This is a genomic window from Tessaracoccus antarcticus (assembly GCF_003688855.1).
Taxonomy (GTDB): Bacteria; Actinomycetota; Actinomycetes; order Propionibacteriales; family Propionibacteriaceae; genus Arachnia; species Arachnia antarctica.
Genome location: NZ_REFW01000001.1, coordinates 81,827 through 106,504, shown reverse-complemented (window position 1 = coordinate 106,504; position 24,678 = coordinate 81,827). Strand labels below are relative to the sequence as shown.

The window sequence follows — 24,678 nt, the reverse complement described above, 5'->3', positions numbered from 1 at the left end:
TGGTGGGTGTCGCCGGGTGAGGAGCACCCGGGACTCCTACTACAAGGGGAGAGTCACATGAGTCACACCGAACTCGTCGAATCCGGGGTGGAGACGCCCGGGGCGGGCAGGGGGCGCCGCGGCCTCGCGGAACGCGGCCTCACCACCGTCGAGTACGCCATCGGGCTGGTGGCGGCAGCCACGGCCGCCCTCGTCCTGCTGAGGGTCTTCAACGACAACGCCTTCTTCCAGGCGCTCATGGACTGGATTCTCGCCATCTTCCAGAACTTGGTGGGAGTGCGGTGACCCCCCGGCGTGGGGAGGCGCGAACCGCAGCCCCGCGCCTCCGCCGTGCACACCACAGCCGTGGCATGGTCACCGTGGAACTGGCCGTGGGTGTCGTGACCGCAACGTTGCTTGCCGCCGCGCTGGCGGGGGTCGTCCTCCTGGGGGTGGTGCAGGCGGCGTGCCAGCGAACCAGCAGTGAGATGGCCCGTCAGTTGGCCAGGGGTGACGGGACTGCGTCACACGCTGCCGAGTTGCAGGGACCCCAGGGAGCCCGCTCAGAGGTCGACCGCGATGCCCAGGGGGTGGAGGTTCGGGTGTCCGCGGTGGTGCAGGTTTTCGGCATCGCCCCCCTCACTGTGTCCGCCCACAACTGGGCGGCGTGGGAGCCGGGGATGGGCGATGAGCAGCACAGGTGAGGCGCCACGAGGCGCTGCAGACGGCTCCCGGGGTCAGCGGGGCGCGGGGACGCTGCTGACCGCGGGCGTGTGCCTTGCGCTGCTCGCCACGGCGTCAATGGCGTCGGTGCTGGTGCTCTGGGTGGGTCAGGTGGGTGCGGCACAGGACGCAGCAGATCTGGCCGCTCTGGCGGCGGCAGGTGCTCACGCCGGGGGCGGCAAGTCCTGCGATGCGGCGCGCAGCAGCGCCGTTCACAACCACGCCACCCTGGTGGGGTGCCGGGTGGAGGGGGATACCGACTCCTTCGTGGTGGAGGTGACGATCAGGCGTGCCCTGGAACCCACGCTGCCGGGGGCGCCCACAAGTGTGGAACGGGTGGCGCTGGCCGGGTCACTCCAGTGAGCTGGCGTGTTCACCCCAGCCGGTGTGTCCGACGCATCAACGCTCCCGTTGTGGTGTCGGCAGGCTCACGGCCGACACAATCCCGGCCACCACCACGGCCACGCCGGCGCCGATGAACCCGGAGGTGCCCGACTGCAATTGGACAGCAAAGTACATGACGAGGAAGGTCACCACCCCAGCCACGACGGCGGCGATGACAGCGGTCACGAGAGATGAGCGCTTCTTGCTGCGCGCGGGCTTCGGATCAAGACGTTCCATTGTCGAATCATCTCATGGGGAGGGCCAACCGCGACATTGTTCTCGACGCGGGCTGTGCCAGGTGGGGATGGGGATGGGACGGGCCTAGTCTGGGTCGCATGACAGCTTCGGATCTGCTCGCCGATCTCCTGCGGGCGAACTACACCACCGACGCCGTGCTGGACCTCATTGGTGAGCTCGGCCAGGCGGGTCTGGGGCGCAACAGCACCATTCCTGCGGACGTGGCGCTCGCGGGCCGTATGGACCCGCTGCCGTGCCTCGTGCGGCTGTTCATCCTCCAGCAGTGCGTCCCGCTGGCGGCTGCGGCTCAGGCGCTGGACGTCCACGCAGCCGCCCATGCGGAGTGGGTGGCCATCGATGGCGATCAGGTCCGGGCGCTCGTCGACATCCGTCCCTACGGTTCCCCCGACGACGGCGCCTCAGGTTTTCTCGTGAGCGACCTGACACCCGGCATGGACCAACAGAGCACACCCACCCGTGCCGACTACGTTCTGGGGGCCTCACCCGCTTCCCTGACGCTGGCGCAGATCACGATGCGCGAGAGCGTCGGCCGGGCTCTGGACCTCGGCACCGGATGCGGGGTCCAGTCCCTGCACCTCGTGCGGCACGCCGACGACGTCGTTGCCACGGACCTGAACCCGAGAGCCCTCCACCTGGCACGGCTCAGCGCCGACCTCAGCGGTGCGGCCATCGACTATCGCGAGGGGTCACTGTTCGATCCGGTCGCGGACGAAGAATTTGACCTCATCGTCTCCAACCCGCCCTACGTCATGAGTCCGCCCGAGGGGACCCGTCTCACCTACAGGGAGGGTGACCTCGTTGCCGACGGACTGGTGGAGGCCATCGTCCGGGCGGCCCCGCACCACCTGCGCCCGGGCGGCAGCCTCCAGCTCCTCACCAACTGGGCCGTTCTGGAGGGCGTGGCATGGGAGGACCGGCTGCGGGGCTGGGTGGAGGGCACTGGCCTGGACTGCTGGGTCATCGAGCGCGAACGACTCGACGTGTTCTCCTACATCGAGATGTGGCTCACCGACGCCGGCCTCGCCGGCTCACAGGACTGGGAACCGGCCTACAGGCGTTGGCTCCAGTACTTCGCTGGGCTCGGCATCACCGAGGTCGGCATGGGCTGGCTGCTCCTGACTGCCTCCGGGCGAGCGCAGCCGCACCTGAGGTTTGAGTCGTGGCCCCACGCCGTCGCCCAGCCCGTGGGCGGCGTCTTCGCCCGGCATCATGCGGCAGTCGACGCCGCCACCCTGCCGCTCGCGGAACTGCTGGCCAGCAGGCCGCGGCTCGGTGATGTGGTGCAGGAGACCATCGGCGAACCCGGCGCCGAGGACCCCACCCACGTGGTCCTGCGGCAGCGCACTGGACTGCTCCGTGCCATCCGGGTGGGTACCGCCGACGGTGCCGTCCTCGGCGCCCTCGACGGGGAACTGACGTTGGGGCAGGTCATCGCAGCAGTGGCCAGCGTCCTGTCACTGGACGCCGCCGAAGTGGCGGCCCAGGTGGTGCCGGTGGTGCGCGACGCACTGCTCGACCAACTACTCCTGCCCGGCACCGGCGTTGACCGCGCGTCAAGCACCCCTGCGGGTGTGGGCTAGCATCGTCCCGTCCAACCCATCAGAAATAGCAGGAGAGAAGGTTGCATGGCCGGCACCGTCAAGCGTCTCGTGATCGTCGAGTCTCCCACGAAGGCCACGAAGATCGCCGGGTACCTCGGCGAGGGCTACATCGTGGAGTCCAGCCGCGGCCACATCCGCGACCTCCCCAAGGGTGCGGCCGACGTACCCGCCAAGTACAAGGGTGAGAAGTGGGCACGGACCGGGGTCAACGTCGACGACGGATTCCAGCCGTTGTACGTGGTGGCTGCGGACAAGAAGGCCACCATCAAGGACCTCAAGGCCAAGCTGGCCGGCGTGGATGAACTCCTGCTGGCCACCGATGGTGACCGCGAGGGTGAGGCCATCGCGTGGCACCTGTTGCAGGAACTGAAGCCGAAGGTGCCCGCGCTGCGCATGGTGTTCCACGAGATCACCCCCAGCGCCATCGCGGAGGCCGTGTCCCACCCCCGCGAACTGGACGTCGACCTCGTCGACGCGCAGGAGACCCGCCGCATCCTCGACCGACTGTACGGCTACGAAGTCTCGCCTGTTCTGTGGAAGAAGGTCATGCCGAAGCTGTCGGCGGGCCGTGTGCAGTCCGTGGCAACCCGACTGATCGTGGACAAGGAACGGCAGCGCATCGCCTTCGTGCCCGCCTCCTACTGGGACCTGGACGCCGTCCTGGACGGCGGCGAGGGTGCCGAGCCGCGGAACTTCCCGGCCCGTCTGGGTTCTGTCGGCGGCTCTCGCGTGGCACAGGGACGCGACTTCAGTGCCGACGGAGTGCAGACGTCGAAGGACGCTCTGGTTCTTGACGAGGCAGCAGCCAAGGCTCTCGCCGAGGCCCTCGGCTCAGCCACGCTGACCGTTTCGTCCGTGGAGGCCAAGCCGTACACCCGGCGCCCCTACGAGCCCTTCCGCACCACCACGCTGCAGCAGGAGGCCGGACGCAAGCTCGGCTTCACGTCGCAGCGCACCATGTCCGTTGCCCAGGAGCTGTACGAGAAGGGCTTCATCACCTACATGCGTACCGACTCGGTGACGCTGGCGGCATCGGCCGTCACCGCTGCCCGAGCCCAGGTGGCTGAGCTGTTCGGTGAGAAGTACCTGCCGGCCAAGCCGCGCGTCTACGTGTCGAAGGTCAAGAACGCCCAGGAGGCTCACGAGGCCATCCGCCCTGCAGGCGACACCTTCCGCCACCCGGACAGCACGGGCCTCCACGGGGATGCCAGCCGTCTCTACCGGCTCGTGTGGATGCGCACCATCGCCTCGCAGATGGCCGACGCCAAGGGCGAGCAGCTCACCGTCAAGATCGATGCCCGCACCCAGTCACCCGTTGCGCTGGCGACGGGGCCCGTGGAGACGGCCGAGCTCATCTCTTCGGGCCGCACCATCTTGTTCCACGGTTTCCTCAAGGCGTATGTCGCCGGCGTGGATGACGATTCAGCCTCCGACGACTCCCAGTCGCGCCTGCCGCAGCTGCAGGAGGGCCAGGAGGTCTACGCCGAGTCCATCACGGCAGCCGGCCACGAGACCAAGCCGCCTGCCCGCTTCACCGAACCCTCCCTGGTGGCGAAGCTTGAAGAGCTGGAGATCGGGCGCCCCTCGACGTACGCGTCGATCATCCGCACCATCACGGCTCGCGACTACGTGTTCAAGAAGGGCTCCGCGCTGGTGCCGACGTGGCTGGCCTTCGCGGTCACCCGACTGCTGGAGGAGCACTTCGCCGAACTGGTGGACTACAAGTTCACCGCCCAGCTCGAAGAACTCCTGGACGAGATTGCCTCCGGCAACGCCGACCGGCTCAAGGTCCTCACCGAGTTCTACCGCGGACCCGAGGGCGCAGAGAACCAGGGCCTCGCCGCTCTGGTGAGTGAGCTCGGGGACATCGATGCCCGCGGCCTGTCCACGTTCCCCCTCAAGGACTCGGGCATCGACGTGCGGGTGGGTAGATACGGCACCTATGTCGAGTCCTCCGACGGTCGCCGCGCCAACGTGCCCGAGGACCTCCCGCCCGACGCCCTGACCCCGGAGGTGGCCGAGGAACTGCTCAGCACACCGCTGGACGAGGAGCACGAGTTGGGCGTCGACCCGGACACCGGGCTCCTGGTGGTGGCGAAGAACGGCCGCTACGGTCCCTACGTCACCGAGGTGCTGCCCGAGGACGCGCCGAAATCCCGCAAGCCGAGGACGGGGTCGCTGTTCGCGTCCATGACGCTGGACACCATTGACCTGGAGGCCGCCCGGCAACTCCTGAGCCTTCCCCGCATCGTCGGCAACGACCCCGACGGGGCGGAGATCACCGCGCAGAACGGCCGCTACGGTCCCTACCTGAAGCGGGGTAGCGACTCGCGTTCTTTGACGAGCGAGTCGCAGATCTTCGACATCACGCTCGAGGAGGCGCTGGCGATCTATGCGCAGCCCAAGACGCGTGGTCGTGCCGCGGCGGCGCCGCCACTGAAGGAATTCGGGGAGGACCCTGTCTCCGGCAAGCCGGTGGTGTTGAAGTCCGGACGTTTCGGGCCCTACGTCACCGACGGCGAGACCAACGCCACCCTGCGCCGCGATGACTCCCCGGAGGACGTCGACCCGGCGCGTGCATTCGAGCTCCTTGCCGAAAAGCGGGCCAAGGGACCGGCCAAGAAGCCGGCCGCGAAGAAGCCCGCCGCCAAGAAGCCCGCCGCGAAGAAGCCGGCTGCCACCAAGGCGCCCGCCAGAAAGCCGGCCGCCACCAAGGCGCCCGCCAAGAAGTCGGGTACGACGAAGGCTTAAGTGAGATCCCATGCCCACCAAACGCGCCCCGGAGATGCGCTTCGACCTTGATTTCGGTGCCCCGTCGCCGGCCATGACCTCAGCGGCGGTGGGCATCGATCGGGTGTCGCACCGCTCCGTCACGGCGCAACACCGGGACATCACCATCTTCGACGCGCCGGACGAACGCCTCCTGAGGGCGGGCGTCGTGGTGGCTCACCGCATGGTGGGCGGTGTGGGGGAGTGGTACATGGCCGCGCCCACGTGGCACCCACGGCTCCCCGCTGAGCGGGTGGAACCACTGGATTCCTCCGCCGGGCTGCCCGAGCTCTTCGCGCGCCTCATCAGGCCGCTGACCAGGAATGCAGTGCTGGCCCCGGTGGCGGCACTCGACTGCGACAAGCAGGAATACCTCATGCGGGACAGTGCGGGCGGCACGCTCGGCGTCATCGTCGATGAGTACGTGACCCTCCGACGCGGTGGGTCCACAGTCAACCGCTACCGCGAGGTGACGGTGACCCCCGGCGCGGGCATGACGACTGCGCAGCGCGATCACGTCCTGGCGGCGATGGCTGCCGTCGACGGTTCCCTCGTGGAGAAGTTCCCGACACTCCAGCAGCGACTGGGGGCGCCCGCCACAGGCCGGACGGACTTCCCCACCCCGGCACCTCTGGGCCGCGGTGCCACCATGGAGGACCTCGTCACCTCCATCTTCACCGCCGACCTGTGGGCCATCACGGAACTGCTGCTGGACATCGAACGCGACCGGCGACCGCACATCGCCTCCCTGAACGCCCAGCTGGAGTCGGTGCAGCGCGACATCAGAGGTCTCGCGCACGTCCTCGAACCCGAATGGCGTGAGCGTGTCGAGGGCCTGCTGGCGGGACTTCCGCACCAGGACATGTCCGATGCCACCCAAGTTGCCCTGGATGTGGTGGACGAACTGGTCCGGGAGGTGCGGGCTCCGAAGCTGGGCGATGTGTCCTCGAAGGAGGCCGCTCCGCTGCTGCTGGAACGTGCACAGCAGGCCGCCCTCATCATGGCTGACCGGTGTCAGGCGTTGACCGTGGGCTCCACGGATCGGCAGTGGGAGGGTGCACTGGGTGCGGCGGACATGCTGGCCATCTCCGCGTCGGTCGCCGGTCCCGTTCTGGGCAAGCCACTGCGGCGCATCGTGCGCCGGTTGCAGGCCGTCACCGAACACCTGCGCGCCTGCAACACCCACTGGGAGAACGCGACCGTGGACCTCGACGGTCTCACGGTGGAAGAGGCCTACTCCCTGGGACGCCGGATGGAGCGGGGTCGCGCCACCACACTGACGGAGCGGGGACGCTTCGTCGCGCTGTGGCCGGACCGTCTCGACGAGCTGCGACGCCTGCTGGCCAAGGCCAAGAAGTCCGCATGAGTGGGGTCTTCATCGTCTTCGAGGGCGGCGACGGCGTGGGGAAGTCCACCCAGGTGGCCATGCTCGCGTCGCTCCTGGCGAGTAGGGGTGTCCACCACACGGTCACCCGACAGCCCGGTGGGACACCGCTGGGCGCCAAACTTCGGCGGCTGATCCTCGACCATGGCCACGGGGATGTGGCACCCCGCACCGAGGCTCTCATGTATGCCGCTGACAAGGCGCAGCACGTCTACGAGGTGGTGGCGCCGGCCCTGGAGCGCGGCGAGGTGGTGGTCTGCGACAGGTACGTCGACTCCATGATCGCCTACCAGGGTGCTGGACGTTCATTGGGACTCGACGAGGTGGCACTGGTGGCGGGATGGGCCACGGGCGGCCTGCTCCCCGACCTCACGGTGCTGCTCGACGCCGACCCGGCCGACGCCGTCGAGCAGATCAGCATCAAGGACCGCCTCGAGTCCGCAGGCGTCGATTTCCATCGACGCGCACGCGCCCATCTCCTGCACCTCGCGTCAAAGGACCCGGAGAGGTACCTGATTCTGGACGCCCGCCGCAGCCGCGAGGACCTCGCCGACGCCATCGCCGCCCGCGTGGCCGAGGTCACAGGACGGTGATGGGCGCCACGATGTCGGCGGCGGCTGGCAGGATGATCCCGTGACGCAGGGTGTGTGGGGTGAGCTGGTGGGCCAGGAGCGGGCCGTCGCTGTACTGCAGCGCGCCGTCAACGGCGGTCGACACGCCATGACGCACTCCTGGCTGTTCGTGGGGCCCCCCGGGTCCGGCCGTTCCAACGCCGCCCGTGCCTTCGCCGCGGCGCTCCAGTGCCCACGGGGTGGCTGCGGCCAGTGCAACGACTGCCGTACGTCGCGCTCCGGTGCGCACCCGGACGTGACCCTTCTCCGCACGGAACAACTGTCGATCGGGGTGGACGAGGTTCGGACGCTGGTGGGCAGGGCGAACGTGTCGCCCGTCGGCGGGCGCTACCAGGTGGTGGTGGTCGAGGACGCCGACCGCATCACCGAGCGGGGGGCCGATGCTCTCCTCAAGGCGCTCGAGGAGCCGGCTCCGAGGACGGTCTGGCTGCTGTGCGCCCCCAGCGCCGATGACGTGATCGTGACCATCCGGTCGCGGTGCCGCGAGCTGCGGCTCGTGACACCCGATGACGACGCTGTCACCAACCTCCTGATCCACCGCGACGGCATCTCCCCGGCGCTGGCGTCGCACTGCGCCCGCGTGGCCCAGGGCCACATCGGGCGGGCCCGAATGCTGGCACGCTCGGATGCGGCCCGCATCCGCCGACGCGAGGTCCTGACGTTGCCGTCCCGGCTCCGCACGCTCACGGACTGCCTCACCGCCGCCGAGAACCTCGTGAAGTCCAGCGCCGATGAAGCCACCCAGGCCACCCAGGACCTCGACGCCCGTGAGCTGGTGGAACTGCAGCAGGCGCTGGGCATCGGGACGCGGGGCGCGAAACCCCGCAACGCGCAGGCGGCCATTCGTGACATGGAGGAGCAGCAGAAGATGCGGGCAAAGCGCATGCAGCGTGACGCCCTCGACCGCGTACTCACCGAGCTGACCGGGTACTTCCGTGACGTGCTGGCGATGCAGAGCGCGCCGGACACGCCACTCATCAACCAGGACCTGGCCGACGAGATCCAGCCCCTGGCCAGGCGATCCACGGGAGAACAGACCATCCGGGCGCTGGATGCGATCCTTGGCGCCCGCACGGCGCTGGAGGGCAATGTGGCACCCCTGTTGGCCATGGAGGCGCTGATGGTGGGCATTGCCCAGGCAACGCGGGGCTGACCCGAACGTAGCTCCCCTGCGCGGCGACAGCGCGATTGGCCCCTGTGATGGAAAGATGGGGCCGAGCCATTCCAGCAGGAGGAGTAACCCCATGACATCAGGAGCCAACGGCGAGTGGGTGCGTCAAGGGACGCCGCATGACGACAACGCCGACTGGAACGAGGAGCAGAGCGAGTACGGCACTGCCATCAGCCCCACCGAGTGGGATGACTACTCCAGCGAACAGTCCGTGCCGGTGACCCCACGTGCACACGCGGACGGTGACGTCTCGACGGACGGGTCGCCTGCCTCGCCCGCCGTGGAAGAGCACTCCCCGGTCCCGGGACAGGAACCCGATGCTGGCGACGAGTACCGCTCCGGCGACGTCGACCCCACCTCTGGGAGTGCACCCCAGGGTGACGCCGACGAGCACGGCATGCAGCCGGCCCGGGTCGACGAGCCCGCCGACGCCCTTGGTGTCGATGAGGCCACCTTCGCGGGAGCTGACGAGTTCTCCGATGTTCCCGACGACGAGATCACGCGACCCAGGCCGATCGTGCCCGACGCGTCGATGACGGCCATGGGTGCCACCGCGGTGGCCTCGCCCGCCATGGTGCAGGCCACCGATGGAGGAGTGGGCCACGCTGAGACCGCCGATCTCGTGGAGGATCCGGCCGAGGACAGTGCCCTGGACCGGGAATTCGACGAGCCCGCTGATAACGACGCGCAGGAATCGGTGGCCATGGATGAGCGACACGTCGATGCCGCCGACTACCTCGCAGTGGACCCCGTGCCGCTGGAGGAGGCGGACACGCAGGCCGTTGCCCACGACGTGGCCGATGAGCCGGTGTCACAGGACATGGACCAGGAGATGTCCGAGCGTGTGGACACGAACTCCGATGCCGAGCCCACGCAGTACGTGGAGACGGACTCCGATGCCGAGCCCACGCAGTACGTGGAGACGGACTCCGATGCCGAGCCCACGCAGTACGTGGAGACGGACTCCGACGCCGAGCCCACGCAGTACGTGGACACCGACGACATGGAGCACACCCAGGCCGTGCCTGTGATTGCTCCGGTGGCCTCAGGCGGTACAGCCGCGACCCCCGGACACGCCGGCACCGTTCCGGACGGCCTCTACCGCGCCGGAGGAGCCGAGGAGACTGCAGGCATGGAGGAAACCGCCGTCATTGCCCAGGGCGAGTACCCGGACACGGACGCCGACGTCGAGGAGGAACGTCGCCAGGCGTCCCTGGACGCTGAGCGTCAGGCACGCGAGCAGCGCCTCGGCGCCGTCCCCACCTCCCCGGACAACGCCATGCGTGAGGACTTCGGTCCTCCCCGTGTGACCACGGACCGCTTCCTCCCCAGCTTCGGACTGTTCGTCATGCGCATCGTCCTGGCTGGCGTGCTGGGGCTCGCGAGCTTCCAGATCCTGGGCAGCGGCGTCGACGCCACGGCGAACTTCCTTGCCGGCTACCCGCTGATTCCGGAGCCGCGTCTCGTGGCATGGATTCTCGGATTCACCCTGGGTGCCATGGCCCTGCTGCTCGTGATCGGCCTCCTGCAGCGCGTCGTGGGCTTCCTGCTGCTGGTGATCTCCGTGGCGGCACTGGTGTTCATCCGCTGGGGCAACTTCCAGATCTTCACCTCCGGTGGACTCTGGGTCGACGGCTTCATCGGCGACAAGGACCTGCTCCTCGCGGCGATCGGCCTCGTGCTGCTCACCATCGGTGGCGGCGCCTGGGGCATCGACGGCGCATTCCGCCGTGCCCGGGCTGAGTCCAAGGCTGAGAAGCAGGGCTGACACACCCCCACCCCGCGACCCGTGGAGGACCCAAGCGCCCGTTCCCGTTGGAGCGGTTGGGTAGCGTTCAACTCCACGGGCGTGAGGGAGGCTGCGGATGCGGAACAACTGGGTGGGCTGGGCGCAGGGTGCCACGGTGGTGATTGCCGTTGTACTGGTGGCGTCATTCTTCGTGCTGGGCATGGCCGGTGGGTCCACGCCGTTCGATCCCCCCGCCACGAAGTCGTCGGCGGCGCCCTCCACGCAGACCCCGTCACCCGTGGATCCCTCCGATCCGCACCCGGGCGTACCGGCGGTGAAGGTGGCGGACCACGCCACCTGGAAGCCCACTGCCCCACTGAACCCCGACCGCCAGCTCGGCGGGGACCCCAACCCGGGAAACGTCCAGCTGCCCTCCGCGGCAGGGGACGACCTGGCTGCGTACTGGACCCAGCCCGTGGCCTGGAAATCCTGCGGGGAACAGTTGTGCGCCACCGTCAAGGCGCCCCTCGACTGGGACGATCCCGGCCGCTCGGCCGTGGACATCGCGATGCGCAAGGTGCCATCGAAGAACCCCACACGGGGTCCGCTCTTCGTGAACCCGGGGGGCCCGGGCTTCGGCGGCCAGGACTTCGCCCGCAACCTGGGGACAGACAAATGGTCCGGCTACGACATCATCGGGTGGGACCCCCGGGGCACGGGGAAGTCGACCACGGTGCAGTGCGGCACCACGGAGCAGACCGACGCGGTGTTCGAACTCGACGGGTCGCCTGATGACGCCGCGGAGGAGAGGGCGCTGGAGACGGGCTGGGCCGAGTTCGCCCGCCAGTGCCGGGCCGCCTCCGGTGAGCTGCTGGACCACCTCACCACCATCGAGAACGTGCGCGACCTGGACCTGCTGCGGCACCTCGTCGGCGCCGAGAAGCTGAACTATGTCGGTGTGTCCTACGGCACCTACGTGGGCGCCGTCTACGCCGAGCTGTTCCCCGATCGGGCAGGGCGGCTCGTGCTCGACTCTGCCGTCGACATCACCGACGACGAGGCGTCCGCCTCGCAGTCCGAAGGGTTCGAACTGGCGCTGCGCAACTACGCCACCTGGTGTGCCAAGACCAAGGCCTGCACTCTCGGCGACTCCGCCGACGAGGTGGTGGACGGCATCGCCACGTTCCTGGCCGGACTCGACGCCAACCCCATTGCGGTGGGGGACCGTTCGCTGACGCAGAGTCTCGGGGCCACGGGCGTCGCGCTGTTCCTGTACTCCGACGAGCAGGCCTACCCCGGGCTGACCTACGTGCTCACCGACGCCATGGACGGCCGCGCCGGCGACCTGCTGAAGGCCGCCGACGAACTCAACGGGAGGGGCGCAGACGGCTACGAGACGGTCGCCTACGCATTCCCTGCCACCCGCTGTGTCGACTGGGCTGATGAGGGCATCGAGGCCACCTTTGACTTCTGGGAGGAGAACAAGGCGAAATCGCCCGTCTTCGCCACCAACATGGGCGTCGACTTCGTCTGCGAGACCTGGACTGCCGACCCCGGCCCCCAACTGAAACTGACGGCCAAGGGCGCCCCGCCCATCCTGGTGGTTGGCACCACCGGGGACTCCGCCACGCCCTACGAGCATGCCGTGTCGATGGCCAAGCAACTGGAGTCCGGTGTGCTGCTGACCTTCGAGGGGGCCGGCCACGGGTCGGTCACCGGAGGCAACAAGTGCGTCAACGCCGCCGTCACGAAGTACCTGGAGGACGGGGTGCCACCCAAGGACGGCGCCACCTGCTCCTGAGCTGGTCCGCAGTTTTCGCATCGGTGGGCTCCGACGCTATAGTTTCTGCTTGCTGCCGCCCTAGCTCAGTTGGAAGAGCGACGCTCTCGTAAAGCGTAGGTCACGGGTTCGATTCCCGTGGGCGGCTCGGGTGAGAAGGACCCCGGCCCTCAGGCCGGGGTCCTTCGCGTCCCGGGGTGTTCACGAGACGTGGCGCCGGCCGTCCCGTGATGCGGGAAAGGCACTAGCCGGGGGCGTCGGAGGGTGGGCTCAGGTCGCCTTGTAGGCTGTTCCGTGCTGGTGTTCACTGAAGCGCCCGCAGCAATTTTCAGGAGGAATAATGCGCGACTGCGCGATCATCGGAGGCGGATTCGCGGGCCTGACCGCTGCCCTTGACCTGGTCAAGCGCGGTCTGGACGTGGTCGTCCTCGAAGCCCGTGACAGAGTGGGTGGGCGCGTCGAGAACGGTGTCCTCGACGACGGGCAGTACGTGGAGTTGGGCGGCCAGTGGATCGGCGCCGGCCATGATGCCGTCAAGGAACTCGTGGATCGCTACGGCCTCCACACCGTCGGCCTACCCAACAAGGGCAACCTGGTGGTACGGCTTCGCGGCCAGAATCTGGAAGTGCCGTCCGGCGATGACGGACCAGCGCTCAGCCCGTTCGAGGTCTCCGACCTCGGCCAGGGCCTGCTGCGACTGCGCCGTCTCGCGCAACGTCTCCGTGATGACCCGGCCTGGTCCGCCTCCAACGATGCGTGGCTGCGACAGGACCTGCGCCGCTGGATCCAGACCAACCTGCGCACCCAGGGGGCGCAGCTCCGCTTCATCGAGGTGTACTCCGCGGCGTTTGGCCCCATGAGCCGCACTGCGACGCTGCTGGAGGGCCTGCACCAGGTCAACTCCGGCCCGGACCTGGAATCGATGCTCGCCTCCAACGGCGGACTGAACCAGCGCCGCGTCGAGGGTGGCATGTTCGAGGTGTGCCGCGCCATGGCCGCGGACCTCGGCGACGTGGTGCGCACGTCGTCCGTGGTTGACAGGATCGAGCACGGTGAACGCTCCGCCACGGTGGTGCTGACCGACGGCACACGTATCGAGGCCCGTCAGGTGATCACGACCCTGCCGCCGCGGCTTGCCATGAAGATGACCTACGACCCGCCGCTGCCGCAGTGGCGCACGGAGACCGCCGCCAAGGTGGCCGCCGGCAATGTCATCAAGGCGTTCCTGGTCTACGAGAAGCCCTTCTGGCGCGATCTCGGGCTCTCCGGGCAGTCCAGTGCGGACGAGGGCTCTGTGCGGGTCACCTTCGACACCACCACCGGCGACGACGAACGCGGCCTGCTCATGGGCTTCTTCGAGGGAGCCGACGCCGACAGCCTCTCCAAGCGCTCCATCACGCTGCGCCAACGCTCTTTCGTGGACTCGGTGGTGCGCACGTTCGGTGACGTGGCCGCCAAGCCCATCGACTACATCGAGCGCGACTGGTCCGCCGAACCCTTCACGGCGGGCTGCCACGGCGCGCACTTCGCGCCGGGTGTCTGGACCACCAACGGCCCGGTCCTCGCCGAACCCGAAGGCGTCCTGCACTGGGCCGGCGCGGAGTACTCCGGCCGCTTCAACGGCTACATGGAAGGGGCGGTTCGCTCCGGCCTCGACGTGGCAGCGGCAGTCGCGCGCAACTGCGCCTGACTGTCACCGCGGCAGGGTAGAACTGGTCCATGCCCGATCCGCAGCTCGCCCGCACCCGACTGGTGGCGCAGTCCCTGACAACGCGCCCCCACGACAATCCCCACGCTGCCGTGGCGGCACTGCTCGCCATGCAGGGGCAGGATCTCCCCGGCGTCATCGCGTCCGCAGCCCTGCGCACCCGCAGCGGCGACGTGGACGACGTCCTGGCTGAACTGTGTGCAGGCCGACTGGTGCGCGGGTACCCCATGCGCGGCACCGTGTTCCTCATGGCCGCCGCCGATGTTTTGTGGGTGAGTGAACTCTGCGCGGCACCCGCCCTGCGGGCCGCCGCCAACCGCCGGCACCACCTCGGCCTGGACCAGGCCAAGGTGGACCGGGCACGGGAGCTTGCCGTCGAGGTGCTCTCCGTCGAGCCGAACGGACTCCCGAGATCGGAGTTCCTGGCCAGGTGGGAGGCAGACGGTCAGCCCACCGCCGGGGGAGTGGGATACCACCTGCTGGCCCACCTCATCGGGGAGGGGACGCTCTGCCACGGCGCCTGGAACGGCACTGACCAAAATATTGCATGGACCCGGACGTGGGTGCCGGAGGGGTCCGATCTTGCGGGCACGTTCAACGGTGACCGCACGGCCGGCATCGCCGAACTCCTGAGGCGCTACCTCGTGGGGCACGGCCCGGCCACCATCCGCGACTTCGCCTGGTGGACCAAGCTGCCACTGCGCGACATCCGCGCGGCGCTCCCCGAGGCGACCATGGACCTGGAGGACGACGGCGCCGACGAACCCAGCTACTGGCGTGCGGGGCTCCTGGATGAGGTGGCCGCCGTCGGCAAGGACGCCTCCCGGCCGCTGCTGCTGCCCGGATTCGACGAGTTCATCCTGGGCTACCAGGACCGGACGTTCGCCATGACGGCCGAGCAGGAAGTGCTCCTGGTGCCGGGCCGCAACGGCGTGTTCCGTCGCTCTGTCGTGGTGGACGGTGCTGTGAAGGGATTCTGGCGTCGCGCCGGGCGGCCCGGCAGCCGAACCCTCGAGGTGGAGGCGTTCACCCCCATCCCCGCGGCCACACAGGCCGGGCTGGAGCGACTCTTCGGCTCGTTCCCCGTCGTCACGGACTGATCAGGAGGGTTCCGGCAGAGCAAGGTAGATGGTCTCGAGGTACTCGTCGATGCCCACGAACCCTCCCTCCCGGCCCAGACCCGACTCCTTGACGCCGCCGAACGGCGCGGCCGCGTTCGACAGCACACCGGTGTTGACGCCGATCATCCCGGTCTCCAGCAGCGCACCCATCCGCTGGATACGGCCGACATCACGCGTGAAGACGTAGCCGGAAAGTCCCACCGACGCGGAGTTGGCGATCCGCAGCGCCTCGGACTCGTCGACGAAGGTGGTGATGGCCGCCACCGGTCCGAAGATCTCGTTCGCCATCACCTCGGCGTCGTGGGCCACATTGGTGAGGACCGTGGGTGGGTAGAAGTTCCCGGGACCCTCTGGCACCACGCCACCGCACCGCAGCGTGGCCCCCGCCTCGAGGGCGCCCGTCACGAGCGCGTGGACGTCCTTCCGTGCCTGGGCGCTGGCCAGTGGGCCCAACGTCGTGGACTCCTGGAGCCCGTCGCCCACCACCTCGTCGGCGAACCGTTCCACGAGCCGGTCGGCGAACTCGTCGGCCAGCGACTCGTGGATGATGAAGCGGTTGGCGGAGGTGCAGGCCTGCCCGATGTTGCGCAGCTTCGCCGCCCGGGCCTGGTCGACGGCGACGTCGAGGTCCGCGTCCTCGAAAACGATGAAGGGGGCGTTGCCGCCGAGTTCCATGGAGGTGCGCAGAACGTTCTTTGACGCCTTGGCCAGCAGCGATCTGCCGACGGGGGTGGAGCCGGTGAAGGAGACCTTGCGGAGGCGGTCGTCGGCCAGCAGCGCGTCGGTCACGTCGTGCTCGCTGGAGGCGATGATGTTGACCACGCCGTCCGGCAGGCCGGCGTCGCACAGCACCCGCCCCAGCAGCAGCGTGGTCAGCGGCGTGGACTGCGCGGGGCGCAGAACGACGGTGCACCCGGCGGCCAGCGCCGGGGCCATCTTGCGGGTGGCCATGGCCAGCGGGAAGTTCCAGGGTGTCAGCAGCAGGCATACTCCGACGGGGCGCCGCATGACGAGTTGCCGCAATGTCCCCTCCGGCAGTTGTCCGTAGAGGCCGTGGATCCGGACGGCCTCCTCGGAGAACCAGCGGAGGAACTCGGCCCCATACGTCACTTCCGCCTGCGATTCCGGTAGGGCCTTGCCCATCTCCAGCGTCATGGTGCGGGCAAAGTCGTCGCGCCGCTCCAGCACCATGTCGAAGATGCGCCGCAGCACGTCCGAGCGTTCCCGGGGTGGGGTGGCGGCCCAGGCCTGCTGCGCGTCGACGGCGGCCGTCAGCGCCTGACGCCCCTGGTCGGGGCTGGCGTTGGCGACCGCCGTCAGCGGCTCGTTCGTTGCGGGGTCCAGGACGTCGAAGCTGGCGCGTTCGCCGTCCACCCACGCGCCGTTGATCAACAGGCGGGTGTCAAGGTCGTCCGGAAGGCTGCGGTTGCTCATGCAGCCAACCTACGTCCGGTGGTGATCAGACCGCAGCCTGCCCTGTTTCTCCGGTGCGGATACGCACCACCTCGTCGATGGGGGTGGACCACACCTTCCCGTCGCCCACCGAACCGGTGCGGGCAGCCTCGACGATGGCGTCGATCACATCGGCCGCCTCATCGTCGGCGACCACCACCTCCAGGCGTGCCTTGGTGAGGAAGTCGATGGTGTATTCGGTGCCGCGATACATCTCGCGGTGGCCGTGCTGGCGGGCGTACCCAGCGCACTCGGTGACGGTCATGCCGGCCACCCCGTGCTGCGCCAGGGCGACGGCGACGGTGGTGAGCATGGTGGGTTGGATGATTGCTGTGACGAGCCTCATGCCCGGTCTCCTTCACGGCTGGGGACAACGATGGTGTGCTTGACGGAGTAGGCGCTGTAGCCGACGACGCTCAGGTCATAGCCGGTCTCGGCGTGCTCGACGCCGTCGATGCCGGCGGTCTCGGACTCGGCGTGGGTGCGCAGCCCCATGGTCCTCTGCAGGACCTTGGCGATGGCGAAGGTGACGACGAAGGAGTAGATCAGCACCGCGCCGGCGCCGAGGATCTGCGCCCACAGCACCGAGAAGCCGCCGCCGTAGAACAGTCCTGCAGCGCCCGTGGGGGAGGCGGGGTCGGCGAGGAAGCCGATGACAAGGGTGCCGATGAGGCCACCGCCCAGGTGGACGCCCACCACGTCGAGCGAGTCGTCATAGCCGAACCGCTTCTTGATGCCGATGGCGAAGGCACAACCCACGCCGGCGAGCAGGCCGACGCCCAGCGCACCCACAGGGCTGACGGCGGCGCAGGCCGGGGTGATCCCCACCAGGCCTGCCACGATGCCGGATGCGGCGCCAAGGCTGGTGGCGTGCCCGTCACGGATGCGCTCCACCACCAGCCAGCCGAGCATGGCGGCTGCGGCGGCGGCCAGCGTGTTGATCCATGCCACGCCTGCGGTGCCGTTGGCGCCCAGCGCGGAGCCGGCGTTGAATCCGAACCAGCCGAACCACAGCATGCCCGCGCCCAGCATCACCAGGGTCAGGTTGTGCGGTCGCATGGGGTTGGTCCTGAACCCGATGCGCGGGCCCAGCACGATGCACAGGGCCAGGGCGGCGGCGCCGGCGTTGATGTGGATGGCGGTGCCGCCCGCGAAGTCAATGGCGCCGATGGAGTTGGCGATGAACCCACCCCTGGCCGAGACGGTGTCGTCGAAAGCGAACACCCAGTGGGCGGCGGGGAAGTACACGAGCACCGCCCACACCGCGGCGAAGACGGCCCATGCGGAGAACTTCATGCGGTCAGCCACCGCCCCGCTGATGAGGGCGACGGCGATGATGGCGAACGCGCCCTGGAAGCCCACGAAGACGAGTGTGGGGATCGTGCCGACGACGGCCTCAGGGTCCATGAGGCCGCGCAGCCCGGCGAACTGCAGCGGGTTGCCGATGATGCCACCCAGGGAGTCCCCGAAGGACATCGAGAATCCCACGAGGACCCACAGGACACCGACGATGCCCATGGAGGTCACCGACATCATCAGCATGTTCAGCACGCTCTTGGCGCGCACCATCCCGCCGTAGAAGAAGGCGAGGGCGGGGGTCATCAGCAACACGAGCGCGGCACTTGTCAGTACCCAGGCAGTGTCACCGGCCGAGATCTCCAAAAGGTTCATGGGCGTAATCCTGTTGGACCCAGATGTCGGCGGAGTCGCTGTACGGTCACAACCTGCGGCCCGTGCGGTTCCGTTTGCGTGTCACGGTGTTACCGGTGCGTTACGGCCCCCCCGGAGGGCCGTCAGTGCCGAGCGGAGATGCCGCGTCGGATCCTTGCGTGGACGTGGGTGTGGGCGTCGTGGCGGGGCAGAGCATGAGGCGGCATGAGGCGCGCGTGCGCCACGGTGGTGGGCAGGGTCAGCGGTCGGCGAGCCAGCCGAGCTGTTTCCACGTCTGCACGTCGCCCCCGCCCTCGTGTCCGTTGTAGGGGTAGATCTCGATGTCCTTGTCCCCCTGCCAGGCGTTGTAGGCGGGAAACACCGTCGACGGGGGACAGGTGGGGTCCGCCAGCGCCACGGAGAAGTATCCGGGGCAGGTGGCGCGCCCCGCGAAGGACACACCGTCGAAGTGGCTGAGCGTCTCCCACACCTGGTCCTCCATGTGGGGCGCGGCCTTCAGGAGATCGGCCACCAGGGAGAAGGGTTGGTTGTCGGTGATCTCGACGCCGCGTCGGATGGTGCACATGAAGGCGACATCCGGCATCGCTCCGGCCAACTCGATGCGGAGCGACGGTGCCAGACCGGCCGCCGCGATGGTGAGGTAGCCGCCCTGGGACCCCCCGGCCACGAACAGCCGTGAGGGGTCGACGAGTCGGTGGCCTGCGGCGTACTGCATGAGGCGCGCCGCGTCAGTGATGAGGCGTCGGTAGTAGTAGGTCTCGGCGGAGCCGATGCCCTTGGTCATGGGTCCGGGCGGGCCGAAGGCGCCGGCGTCGGTGTGGTGGTCGGCGGTCCCGCCGAAGAGGTTGGACCCCCACCAGCCCTGGCCACGGGAGTCCATCACGAACTCGGCGTATCCGGCAGCCGCGTATTTCGCATTGAACGGCATGCCGCGAGATCCGGAGTACCCGCCGTAGCGCACCACGCCCGGCAACGGCGTGTTCGTGCCTGCGGGGACGTGCAGCCATGCCTTGATGGGGGCGCCGCCGAAGCCTGTGAAGGTGATGTCGTAGGTGTCGATCGTCGACAGCCGGTTCTCCAGCGGCTCCTCGGTGGCGCTCACCGCGGGGTCTGCTGCCAGCGTGCGCGCCCAGAACCCGTCGAAGTCGGGCGACTCCTGCACGTTGGGGCGGAACTCGCGAAGCTGGGACAGGGGGAGGTCGTATTGCGCCATGCCAACCAATGCTAGTTGTACGCACCGGTGACGGTGGCCCTCGTAGCGGCTGGCGTGGCGAAATGTCTGACAGTGAGGGTCGTGGATCGAGGAGCCGCGACATCGGCAAAGCTTCGATACCCACTACTGTTATCCCCGTACTACTTGTCAATGCAAGATAGCTGCCGTAGTCTGTATCCATGCAAGAAACCATTCGTGATCCGCAGCTCCTCAAAGGTGTTCTGCGCATGCTCGTGCTGAAGGTTCTCTCGGATGAGGAGACCTACGGCTATGAGTTGGTGACCAGGCTCACCCGCCGAGGGCTGGCCGGCATCTCCACGGGGACGGTGTACCCGGTCCTCAACCGGCTCGAGCGGGAGGGCCTGTTGGGTTCCCGGCTCGTCGCCTCCACGGCAGGGCCCGCGCGCAAGTACTACGGAGTCACCGCCTCCGGCGGGGCTGCCCTCGCCGAGGCCATCAGCGGCTGGGATGATCTGGCCGCCGCCGTCTCGTCCGTTCTCGGCTCGAGCCCCCCATCGGGCGCTCTGGAGCCGTCCGCCCACAGCACCACGAAGGGAAAGACCTCATGAGTGACACAGCACGCACCCGGTACCGTCCGGGAATCGCCGATTTCCTGCGACGCGAGTGGTACCTGACGCGCCTCGACTGGGGTCTGCGCAACCTTCCGTCGAAACAAAGTCGCCACATCCAGCGCGACCTCCGCAGGGACCTCACCGCCACCGCCGCCGACATCGGGATGAGCCCGGCGCTGGAGGGCCTGGGGAAGCCCGGCGACCTCGCCGAGCAGTACACCGCGGAGATGGATCCGGAGGGTCCGCGCTACGTGGCGGGCGCGGTCGCGGGGGGCATCGCCATCTGCGTGACCGCATTCCTGGTGATGGCCTATGCCATCGGCACACTGGACACCCTGCAGGCCATGGGTGGGGGCACCCGCACCGTCACCCTGTGGGGTTCACAGACGGTGTTCATCTCGACGGCGGAGCAGATCTCGATGTCGACCACCAACATCCTGCCCTTGGTGCTGGTGATCGCACTCATCGGGACCGTGGCGTACCTGGTGTTCTCCCGGATCTGGCGGCTCGCCCGCACGTCAGGCTGAGAAGTCCTCGGCGGGCACGTCGAACTGCCCCGCCTCGATGGCGTCAACAATCCTGCGGGCCGTGACTTCCGGAGGCAACCCCTCCGGGAGTTTCGGCGCGTCACCCGCCAGCGCGCGGGTCACCAGACCTGTCTCGGTGTGCGGGGGGCGGACGTCGTACACGTCGATGCCGGACTTGCGCAGTTCGCGCCCCATGGCGTGGTCGGCAGCCGTGAGAGCGGCCTTCGTGGCGGAGTAGGTGACCATGCCGGCCATGGGTTTGTCGGCGACGATGGCCGAGATGTTGGCCAGGAACCCGCCGGACTCCTGGAGCATCGGCGTCACACGGCGCATCAGCCACAGGGGCCCTATGACATTGGTCATGAAGAGTTCTTCGATGATGGCGTCCTCGGTCTCGGACAGCGCGCCGAAGGCGACGACCCCAGCGGCATTGATCACGCCGTCCAGCCGGCCATGGGCTCGGGAGGCAGCCTCGACGACGGCGTCCCCGGCGTTTGCGTCGGTGAGGTCAGCCAGGACGATGGTGGCGTCGGCCAGTCCCACGGCCTGAAGCTTCTCCTCGCTGCGCCCCACCAGCAGGACCTTGGCTCCTCGCTCCACGAGTTCCTGGGAGATGATCGATCCGAGGGCGCCACTGGCCCCGATGACGGCGACGACTGCGCCCTGAAGTGTGTGACCAGACATGGTGTAACTCTACGGAGCAGGGGGTCGAGTGGAGTCTCCCATCACACACCCATGCCGAGTCGCGTGCGAACAAGTGAGCTCCTCCACGTCACGAGCCCTTCGATACACCGCCGGCTCGTTCCCCGCGGGCGGCACTCAGGGAACAGAACTCACGGTGTGGTGCAGGATCTCCCGGGAAACGGGACGAACCCACTGGGTCCCGGGTCGTCTCAGCTGGCGAGGGCGTCGGTGCCCATCAGGAGCGCTGGCAGGTCATCCATGCTCGTGACGATGTGGTGGGCGCCGGCCTCCAGCAGGTGTTCGGCCAGGGAATAGGTTCGCGTCGGCGGTGCGAAGGCAAAGACCGTCGCCCCGGCGGCCACCCCGGCCAGCACGCCGGGCACTGAGTCCTCGACCACGGCGGTGGTGGCGGGATCGACGCCCAGCGCCGCGGCCGCGGCGAGGTACACGTCGGGGGCGGGTTTGCTGCGTGGTGTCTCCAGGCCGCTGAACACGCGGTCGCCGAACAGGCCGTCGAGCCCGGCGATGCGCAACTGCATCTCGATCTTGCGACGATCTGCCCCGCTTGCACAGGCGAACCGGCCGCCCATCGCCTCCGCCACCGCCCTGACCGCCGGGACGGCCCCGGGCATCGCCGCGAGTTCCCGGGCGAGCGCCGCGTCCCGGCGCTCACGGAAACCCACGAGCCAGTCCTGGTCGATGCGGAGACCTGTGCGCTCGTGGATGATGCGCCACTCATCGAGGAAGGACTTGCCGACGAAGAGGTCCATGCACTCCTGTTCGCCGATGTCCCAGCCCAACTCCACGAGCATCTGTCGGAACACCTTGCTGACGATGGGCTCGGAGTCGACGAGGACGCCGTCGCAGTCGAAGAGGATGGCGGAGAAGGGAAGTGGGGTCACGGTGATGCACCCTACCTTCGCCCGGGCGGGTGACTGCTGGCCGCGGCCGCGCGCGGGTTCGTACCCGCCTACGATGTGGGGCATGACGACACCATCAGTGGTCCTGGTTGGCAACGACAAGGGTGGGGACATCTCCGCCTTCCGGCTCATCGACGACGAACTCCGATTGCTGGCCAGCACGCAGGTCGGTGTGGGATGCAGCACGTTCGCGGTGGACGTCGACCGCGCGCTGGTCTACGTGGGGGTCAAGGATCCACACCCTGCTGTGGTGACGCTTCAACTGGACCGCGACACCGGTGCCTTGAGTGAGCTGTCGCGCCGCGACGTTGACGACCCGCTCGCTTACCTGGGTCTGAGTGGCTCCACGCTGCTGGGCGCCTCGTACCACGGGGGCTGGGGCGCGTCCTGGCCGGTGGTCGACGGTGTGCTGGGCGACGTCGTCTCCCGGCTGGAGTTCCGCAACCTGCACGCGGCAGTGCCCGGTCGAGACGGCAGGACCGCCTACTTCGCGTCGCTGGGCGAGGACCTCATCGCGCAGTACGCCCTCCATCCGGATTCCAGCCTCACCGAACTGCCGGAGGCCACCGTGGCGTGCCCACCCGGCTCCGGCCCCCGCCACCTCGTGCTGACCGATGACGGACGCAGCGCCTACCTCATCACCGAGTTCACGGGCGAGGCCATCCGCTTCGACCGCGCCGCCGACGGCAGCCTCACCCGCGCGGAGGCCGTGGCGGCCCACGCCACCGACAAGGGCTTGGGGGTGAGTGCCTACGGTCGTGATCCTCGCGCCGATCACCTCATCTGGGGCGCGGACCTCGGCCTCGCCGACGGAGGGCGGTGGTTGGTGTGTTCGGAGCGCACCGAATCCACCATTGCTGCGGTGGCACTCGACGGCAACGGCCACCTCACGGACCGCGTCGTCATCACGGGCACCGAGGAGCAGCCCCGGGGCCTGGCGGTGTCGCCTGAGGGCACCCGACTGGTGGTGGTGGGCGAGCGCTCCGGGTGCGCATCGCTGTACCGGCTCGATGAGGGTGCGCTCGTCCATCTCCACCGGGTGGAGACCGGGCTGGGCCCGGACTGGGTGCGCTTCATCTGACGGGGGTCCTCCACCCTGCGGTGCCGCCCCGGCATAGGCTCGACCCATGGCCTCAACCACGACACACCACATGCAGGACCTCACGGTGGAGAACCACACCATCGACGTCCCCCTCGTGTGGGGCGACCCGGATGACGGCCGCTCCGTCGAGGTGCACGCCTGCGTTGTCATCCGCGAGGACGGCGCAGACCTGCCCTACCTCGTGTTCCTGCAGGGCGGCCCCGGCTCCGAGGCGCCGCGCGCGCTGGCAAGCCCCACGTCGCCGTCGTGGCTGGGCGACGCGCTGAAGCACTACCGCGTCGTCCTGCTGGACCAACGTGGCACCGGCAGGTCCACCCCCGTCCGCGACGAGGACCTGGAGCGTGGCACCGACGCCGTCGTGGAGCACCTCACGCACCTGCGGGCCGATGCGATCGTGCGGGACGCCGAGGCGATGCGCGAACATCTCGGCGCCACGACATGGAACACCCTGGGCCAGTCGTTCGGCGGATTCACCACCATGGCCTACCTCAGCACCGATGCCTCCTCGCTGGATCGTGCCTACTTCACCGGTGGCCTCAGTGGCATAGGGCTCCCGGCCGAGGACGTGTACGCACTCACCTACGACAAGATGCGGGCCGCCACCCTGCGCTACTACCGTCGCTTCCCGGAGCACCGGGACGCCGTCGCGCGCCTCGTCGACCTCGCCGCCGACGGCGCCATCGTGCTTCCTGACCGGGAGGTGGTGTCGGTGTCGCGGATCCGATCGCTCGGCATGCTGCTCGGCAGCGACGACGGATGGCAGACGCTCTGGTCCCTGCTGGAGCAGGATCCGGCCACCAACGCCTTCCGTCACGACCTGGCCGCCGCCCTTCCCTACCGTGGACGCAATCCGCTCTACTACGTGCTCCACGAGTCCTCCTACGCCGACGGGGTGGTCACCAACTGGGCGGCGGAGCGTGCCGAACCCGACGACTTCCTCGCAGACCCCACCCTCCTCACCGGTGAGCACGTCCGACGGGAATGGGCGGAGACGGTCCCGGCATTCCAGCCCTGGCGGGAGGTGGCGGAGGCGCTGGCGCAGGTCCAGTGGCCAAGACTCTACGACGCTGAGGCCATCGCCGCCTCGGGCATCCGCGGCGCCGCGGCCGTGTACTACAACGACGTGTTCGTACCCGTCGAGCACTCCCTGGCCACGGCCGGTTTGATGCCCGATGTCCGGGTGCGCATCACCAGTGAGCACGAGCACAGCGGGCTGCGCACGGGCCAGGTGCTGCCCCGGCTCATCGACCTCGCGCAGGACCGCATCCTCCGCTGACCCGGACGGGGCGGCAGGCTGC

The 24,678-nt window shown here is 68.7% G+C and carries 23 protein-coding genes and 1 tRNA gene; 17 read left to right on the top strand and 7 right to left on the bottom strand.

All coding sequences use genetic code 11. The annotated features are described in order from the left end of the window. The first annotated feature begins 57 nt into the window (after positions 1–57). From EAX62_RS00540 to EAX62_RS00535, 3 genes are all read left to right on the top strand, one after another. Positions 58–285, top strand: a complete 228-nt coding sequence (locus EAX62_RS00540; RefSeq protein WP_121899749.1) for a DUF4244 domain-containing protein — start codon at positions 58–60, stop codon at positions 283–285. A gap of 65 nt (positions 286–350) precedes the next feature. Continuing rightward, positions 351–683, top strand: a complete 333-nt coding sequence (locus EAX62_RS16600; protein ID WP_158600418.1) for a TadE family type IV pilus minor pilin — start codon at positions 351–353, stop codon at positions 681–683. After that, positions 667–1,065: an Rv3654c family TadE-like protein gene (locus EAX62_RS00535; protein WP_158600417.1), complete on the top strand. Its 399-nt coding sequence runs from the start codon at positions 667–669 to the stop codon at positions 1,063–1,065. The genes EAX62_RS16600 and EAX62_RS00535 overlap by 17 nt, the downstream gene beginning before the upstream one ends. Before the next feature lie 36 nt (positions 1,066–1,101). Here EAX62_RS00535 and EAX62_RS00530 read toward each other — a convergent pair whose 3' ends face one another. Next, a complete protein-coding gene (locus EAX62_RS00530) occupies positions 1,102–1,323 on the bottom strand; it encodes a hypothetical protein (RefSeq protein ID WP_121899747.1) in 222 nt (73 codons plus the stop codon). 98 nt (positions 1,324–1,421) lie between these two features. Between EAX62_RS00530 and EAX62_RS00525 the strand changes: the two genes are divergently transcribed. The 10 genes from EAX62_RS00525 (at position 1,422) to EAX62_RS00480 (ending at position 15,218) form a co-directional block, all read left to right on the top strand. Then, a complete protein-coding gene (locus tag EAX62_RS00525) occupies positions 1,422–2,924 on the top strand; it encodes a DUF7059 domain-containing protein (protein ID WP_121899746.1) in 1,503 nt (500 codons plus the stop codon). A gap of 45 nt (positions 2,925–2,969) precedes the next feature. Next, on the top strand, positions 2,970–5,696 hold the full coding sequence (gene topA, locus EAX62_RS00520; RefSeq protein WP_121899745.1) for a type I DNA topoisomerase: 2,727 nt from the start codon (positions 2,970–2,972) through the stop codon (positions 5,694–5,696). A 10-nt stretch (positions 5,697–5,706) separates the two neighbouring features. Further along, entirely contained in the window at positions 5,707–7,080 is a 1,374-nt protein-coding gene (locus EAX62_RS00515; protein ID WP_121899744.1) for a hypothetical protein, read from the top strand. Then, complete coding sequence (tmk, locus tag EAX62_RS00510) at positions 7,077–7,691, top strand: dTMP kinase (protein WP_121899743.1); 615 nt, start codon at positions 7,077–7,079, stop codon at positions 7,689–7,691. The genes EAX62_RS00515 and tmk overlap by 4 nt, the downstream gene beginning before the upstream one ends. 40 nt (positions 7,692–7,731) lie before the next feature. Further along, positions 7,732–8,883: a DNA polymerase III subunit delta' gene (locus tag EAX62_RS00505; RefSeq protein WP_121899742.1), complete on the top strand. Its 1,152-nt coding sequence runs from the start codon at positions 7,732–7,734 to the stop codon at positions 8,881–8,883. A gap of 91 nt (positions 8,884–8,974) precedes the next feature. Beyond that, positions 8,975–10,669 carry a DoxX family membrane protein gene (locus EAX62_RS00500; protein WP_121899741.1) on the top strand — a complete coding sequence of 565 codons (1,695 nt, stop codon included), beginning with the start codon at positions 8,975–8,977 and terminating at the stop codon, positions 10,667–10,669. Positions 10,670–10,766: 97 nt separating this feature from the next. Then, positions 10,767–12,431 carry an alpha/beta hydrolase gene (locus EAX62_RS00495; RefSeq protein WP_121899740.1) on the top strand — a complete coding sequence of 555 codons (1,665 nt, stop codon included), beginning with the start codon at positions 10,767–10,769 and terminating at the stop codon, positions 12,429–12,431. A gap of 54 nt (positions 12,432–12,485) precedes the next feature. Next, positions 12,486–12,558 (top strand) — tRNA-Thr (locus tag EAX62_RS00490). 192 nt (positions 12,559–12,750) lie between these two features. After that, positions 12,751–14,100, top strand: coding sequence for a flavin monoamine oxidase family protein (locus tag EAX62_RS00485; RefSeq protein ID WP_121899739.1), 1,350 nt, complete (start codon positions 12,751–12,753; stop codon positions 14,098–14,100). Between the two features lie 29 nt (positions 14,101–14,129). Beyond that, on the top strand, positions 14,130–15,218 hold the full coding sequence (locus EAX62_RS00480; RefSeq protein WP_121899738.1) for a winged helix DNA-binding domain-containing protein: 1,089 nt from the start codon (positions 14,130–14,132) through the stop codon (positions 15,216–15,218). On the opposite strand, the gene EAX62_RS00475 is transcribed toward EAX62_RS00480, so the two are convergent. The 4 genes from EAX62_RS00475 to EAX62_RS00460 all read right to left on the bottom strand — a co-directional run bounded on the left by EAX62_RS00475 (position 15,219) and on the right by EAX62_RS00460 (position 19,575). Beyond that, positions 15,219–16,673: an NAD-dependent succinate-semialdehyde dehydrogenase gene (locus EAX62_RS00475; RefSeq protein WP_121899737.1), complete on the bottom strand. Its 1,455-nt coding sequence runs from the start codon at positions 16,671–16,673 to the stop codon at positions 15,219–15,221. 25 nt (positions 16,674–16,698) lie between these two features. After that, positions 16,699–17,037, bottom strand: coding sequence for a P-II family nitrogen regulator (locus EAX62_RS00470; protein ID WP_121899736.1), 339 nt, complete (start codon positions 17,035–17,037; stop codon positions 16,699–16,701). After that, entirely contained in the window at positions 17,034–18,362 is a 1,329-nt protein-coding gene (locus EAX62_RS00465; RefSeq protein WP_121899735.1) for an ammonium transporter, read from the bottom strand. The genes EAX62_RS00470 and EAX62_RS00465 overlap by 4 nt, the downstream gene beginning before the upstream one ends. A gap of 238 nt (positions 18,363–18,600) precedes the next feature. Further along, positions 18,601–19,575: an acetylxylan esterase gene (locus EAX62_RS00460; protein ID WP_121899734.1), complete on the bottom strand. Its 975-nt coding sequence runs from the start codon at positions 19,573–19,575 to the stop codon at positions 18,601–18,603. A gap of 179 nt (positions 19,576–19,754) precedes the next feature. Between EAX62_RS00460 and EAX62_RS00455 the strand changes: the two genes are divergently transcribed. Together EAX62_RS00455 and EAX62_RS00450 are read left to right on the top strand one after the other, a co-directional pair. Continuing rightward, entirely contained in the window at positions 19,755–20,144 is a 390-nt protein-coding gene (locus tag EAX62_RS00455; RefSeq protein WP_121899733.1) for a PadR family transcriptional regulator, read from the top strand. Next, the gene (locus tag EAX62_RS00450; protein ID WP_121899732.1) at positions 20,141–20,674 is read left to right on the top strand and encodes a hypothetical protein; all 534 of its coding nucleotides are present in this window, start codon (positions 20,141–20,143) and stop codon (positions 20,672–20,674) included. Before EAX62_RS00455 ends, EAX62_RS00450 begins: the two co-directional genes overlap by 4 nt. Here EAX62_RS00450 and EAX62_RS00445 read toward each other — a convergent pair. Both EAX62_RS00445 and EAX62_RS00440 read right to left on the bottom strand, forming a co-directional pair. Continuing rightward, entirely contained in the window at positions 20,666–21,358 is a 693-nt protein-coding gene (locus EAX62_RS00445) for an SDR family NAD(P)-dependent oxidoreductase (RefSeq protein WP_121899731.1), read from the bottom strand. The two genes, EAX62_RS00450 and EAX62_RS00445, sit on opposite strands and share 9 nt — an antisense overlap. Before the next feature lie 209 nt (positions 21,359–21,567). Next, entirely contained in the window at positions 21,568–22,260 is a 693-nt protein-coding gene (locus tag EAX62_RS00440; RefSeq protein WP_121899730.1) for an HAD family hydrolase, read from the bottom strand. A gap of 82 nt (positions 22,261–22,342) precedes the next feature. Between EAX62_RS00440 and EAX62_RS00435 the strand changes: the two genes are divergently transcribed. Next, entirely contained in the window at positions 22,343–23,359 is a 1,017-nt protein-coding gene (locus EAX62_RS00435) for a lactonase family protein (RefSeq protein ID WP_158600416.1), read from the top strand. Positions 23,360–23,405: 46 nt separating this feature from the next. Continuing rightward, positions 23,406–24,656 carry an alpha/beta fold hydrolase gene (locus tag EAX62_RS00430; protein ID WP_121899728.1) on the top strand — a complete coding sequence of 417 codons (1,251 nt, stop codon included), beginning with the start codon at positions 23,406–23,408 and terminating at the stop codon, positions 24,654–24,656. The last annotated feature ends 22 nt before the right edge of the window (positions 24,657–24,678 follow it).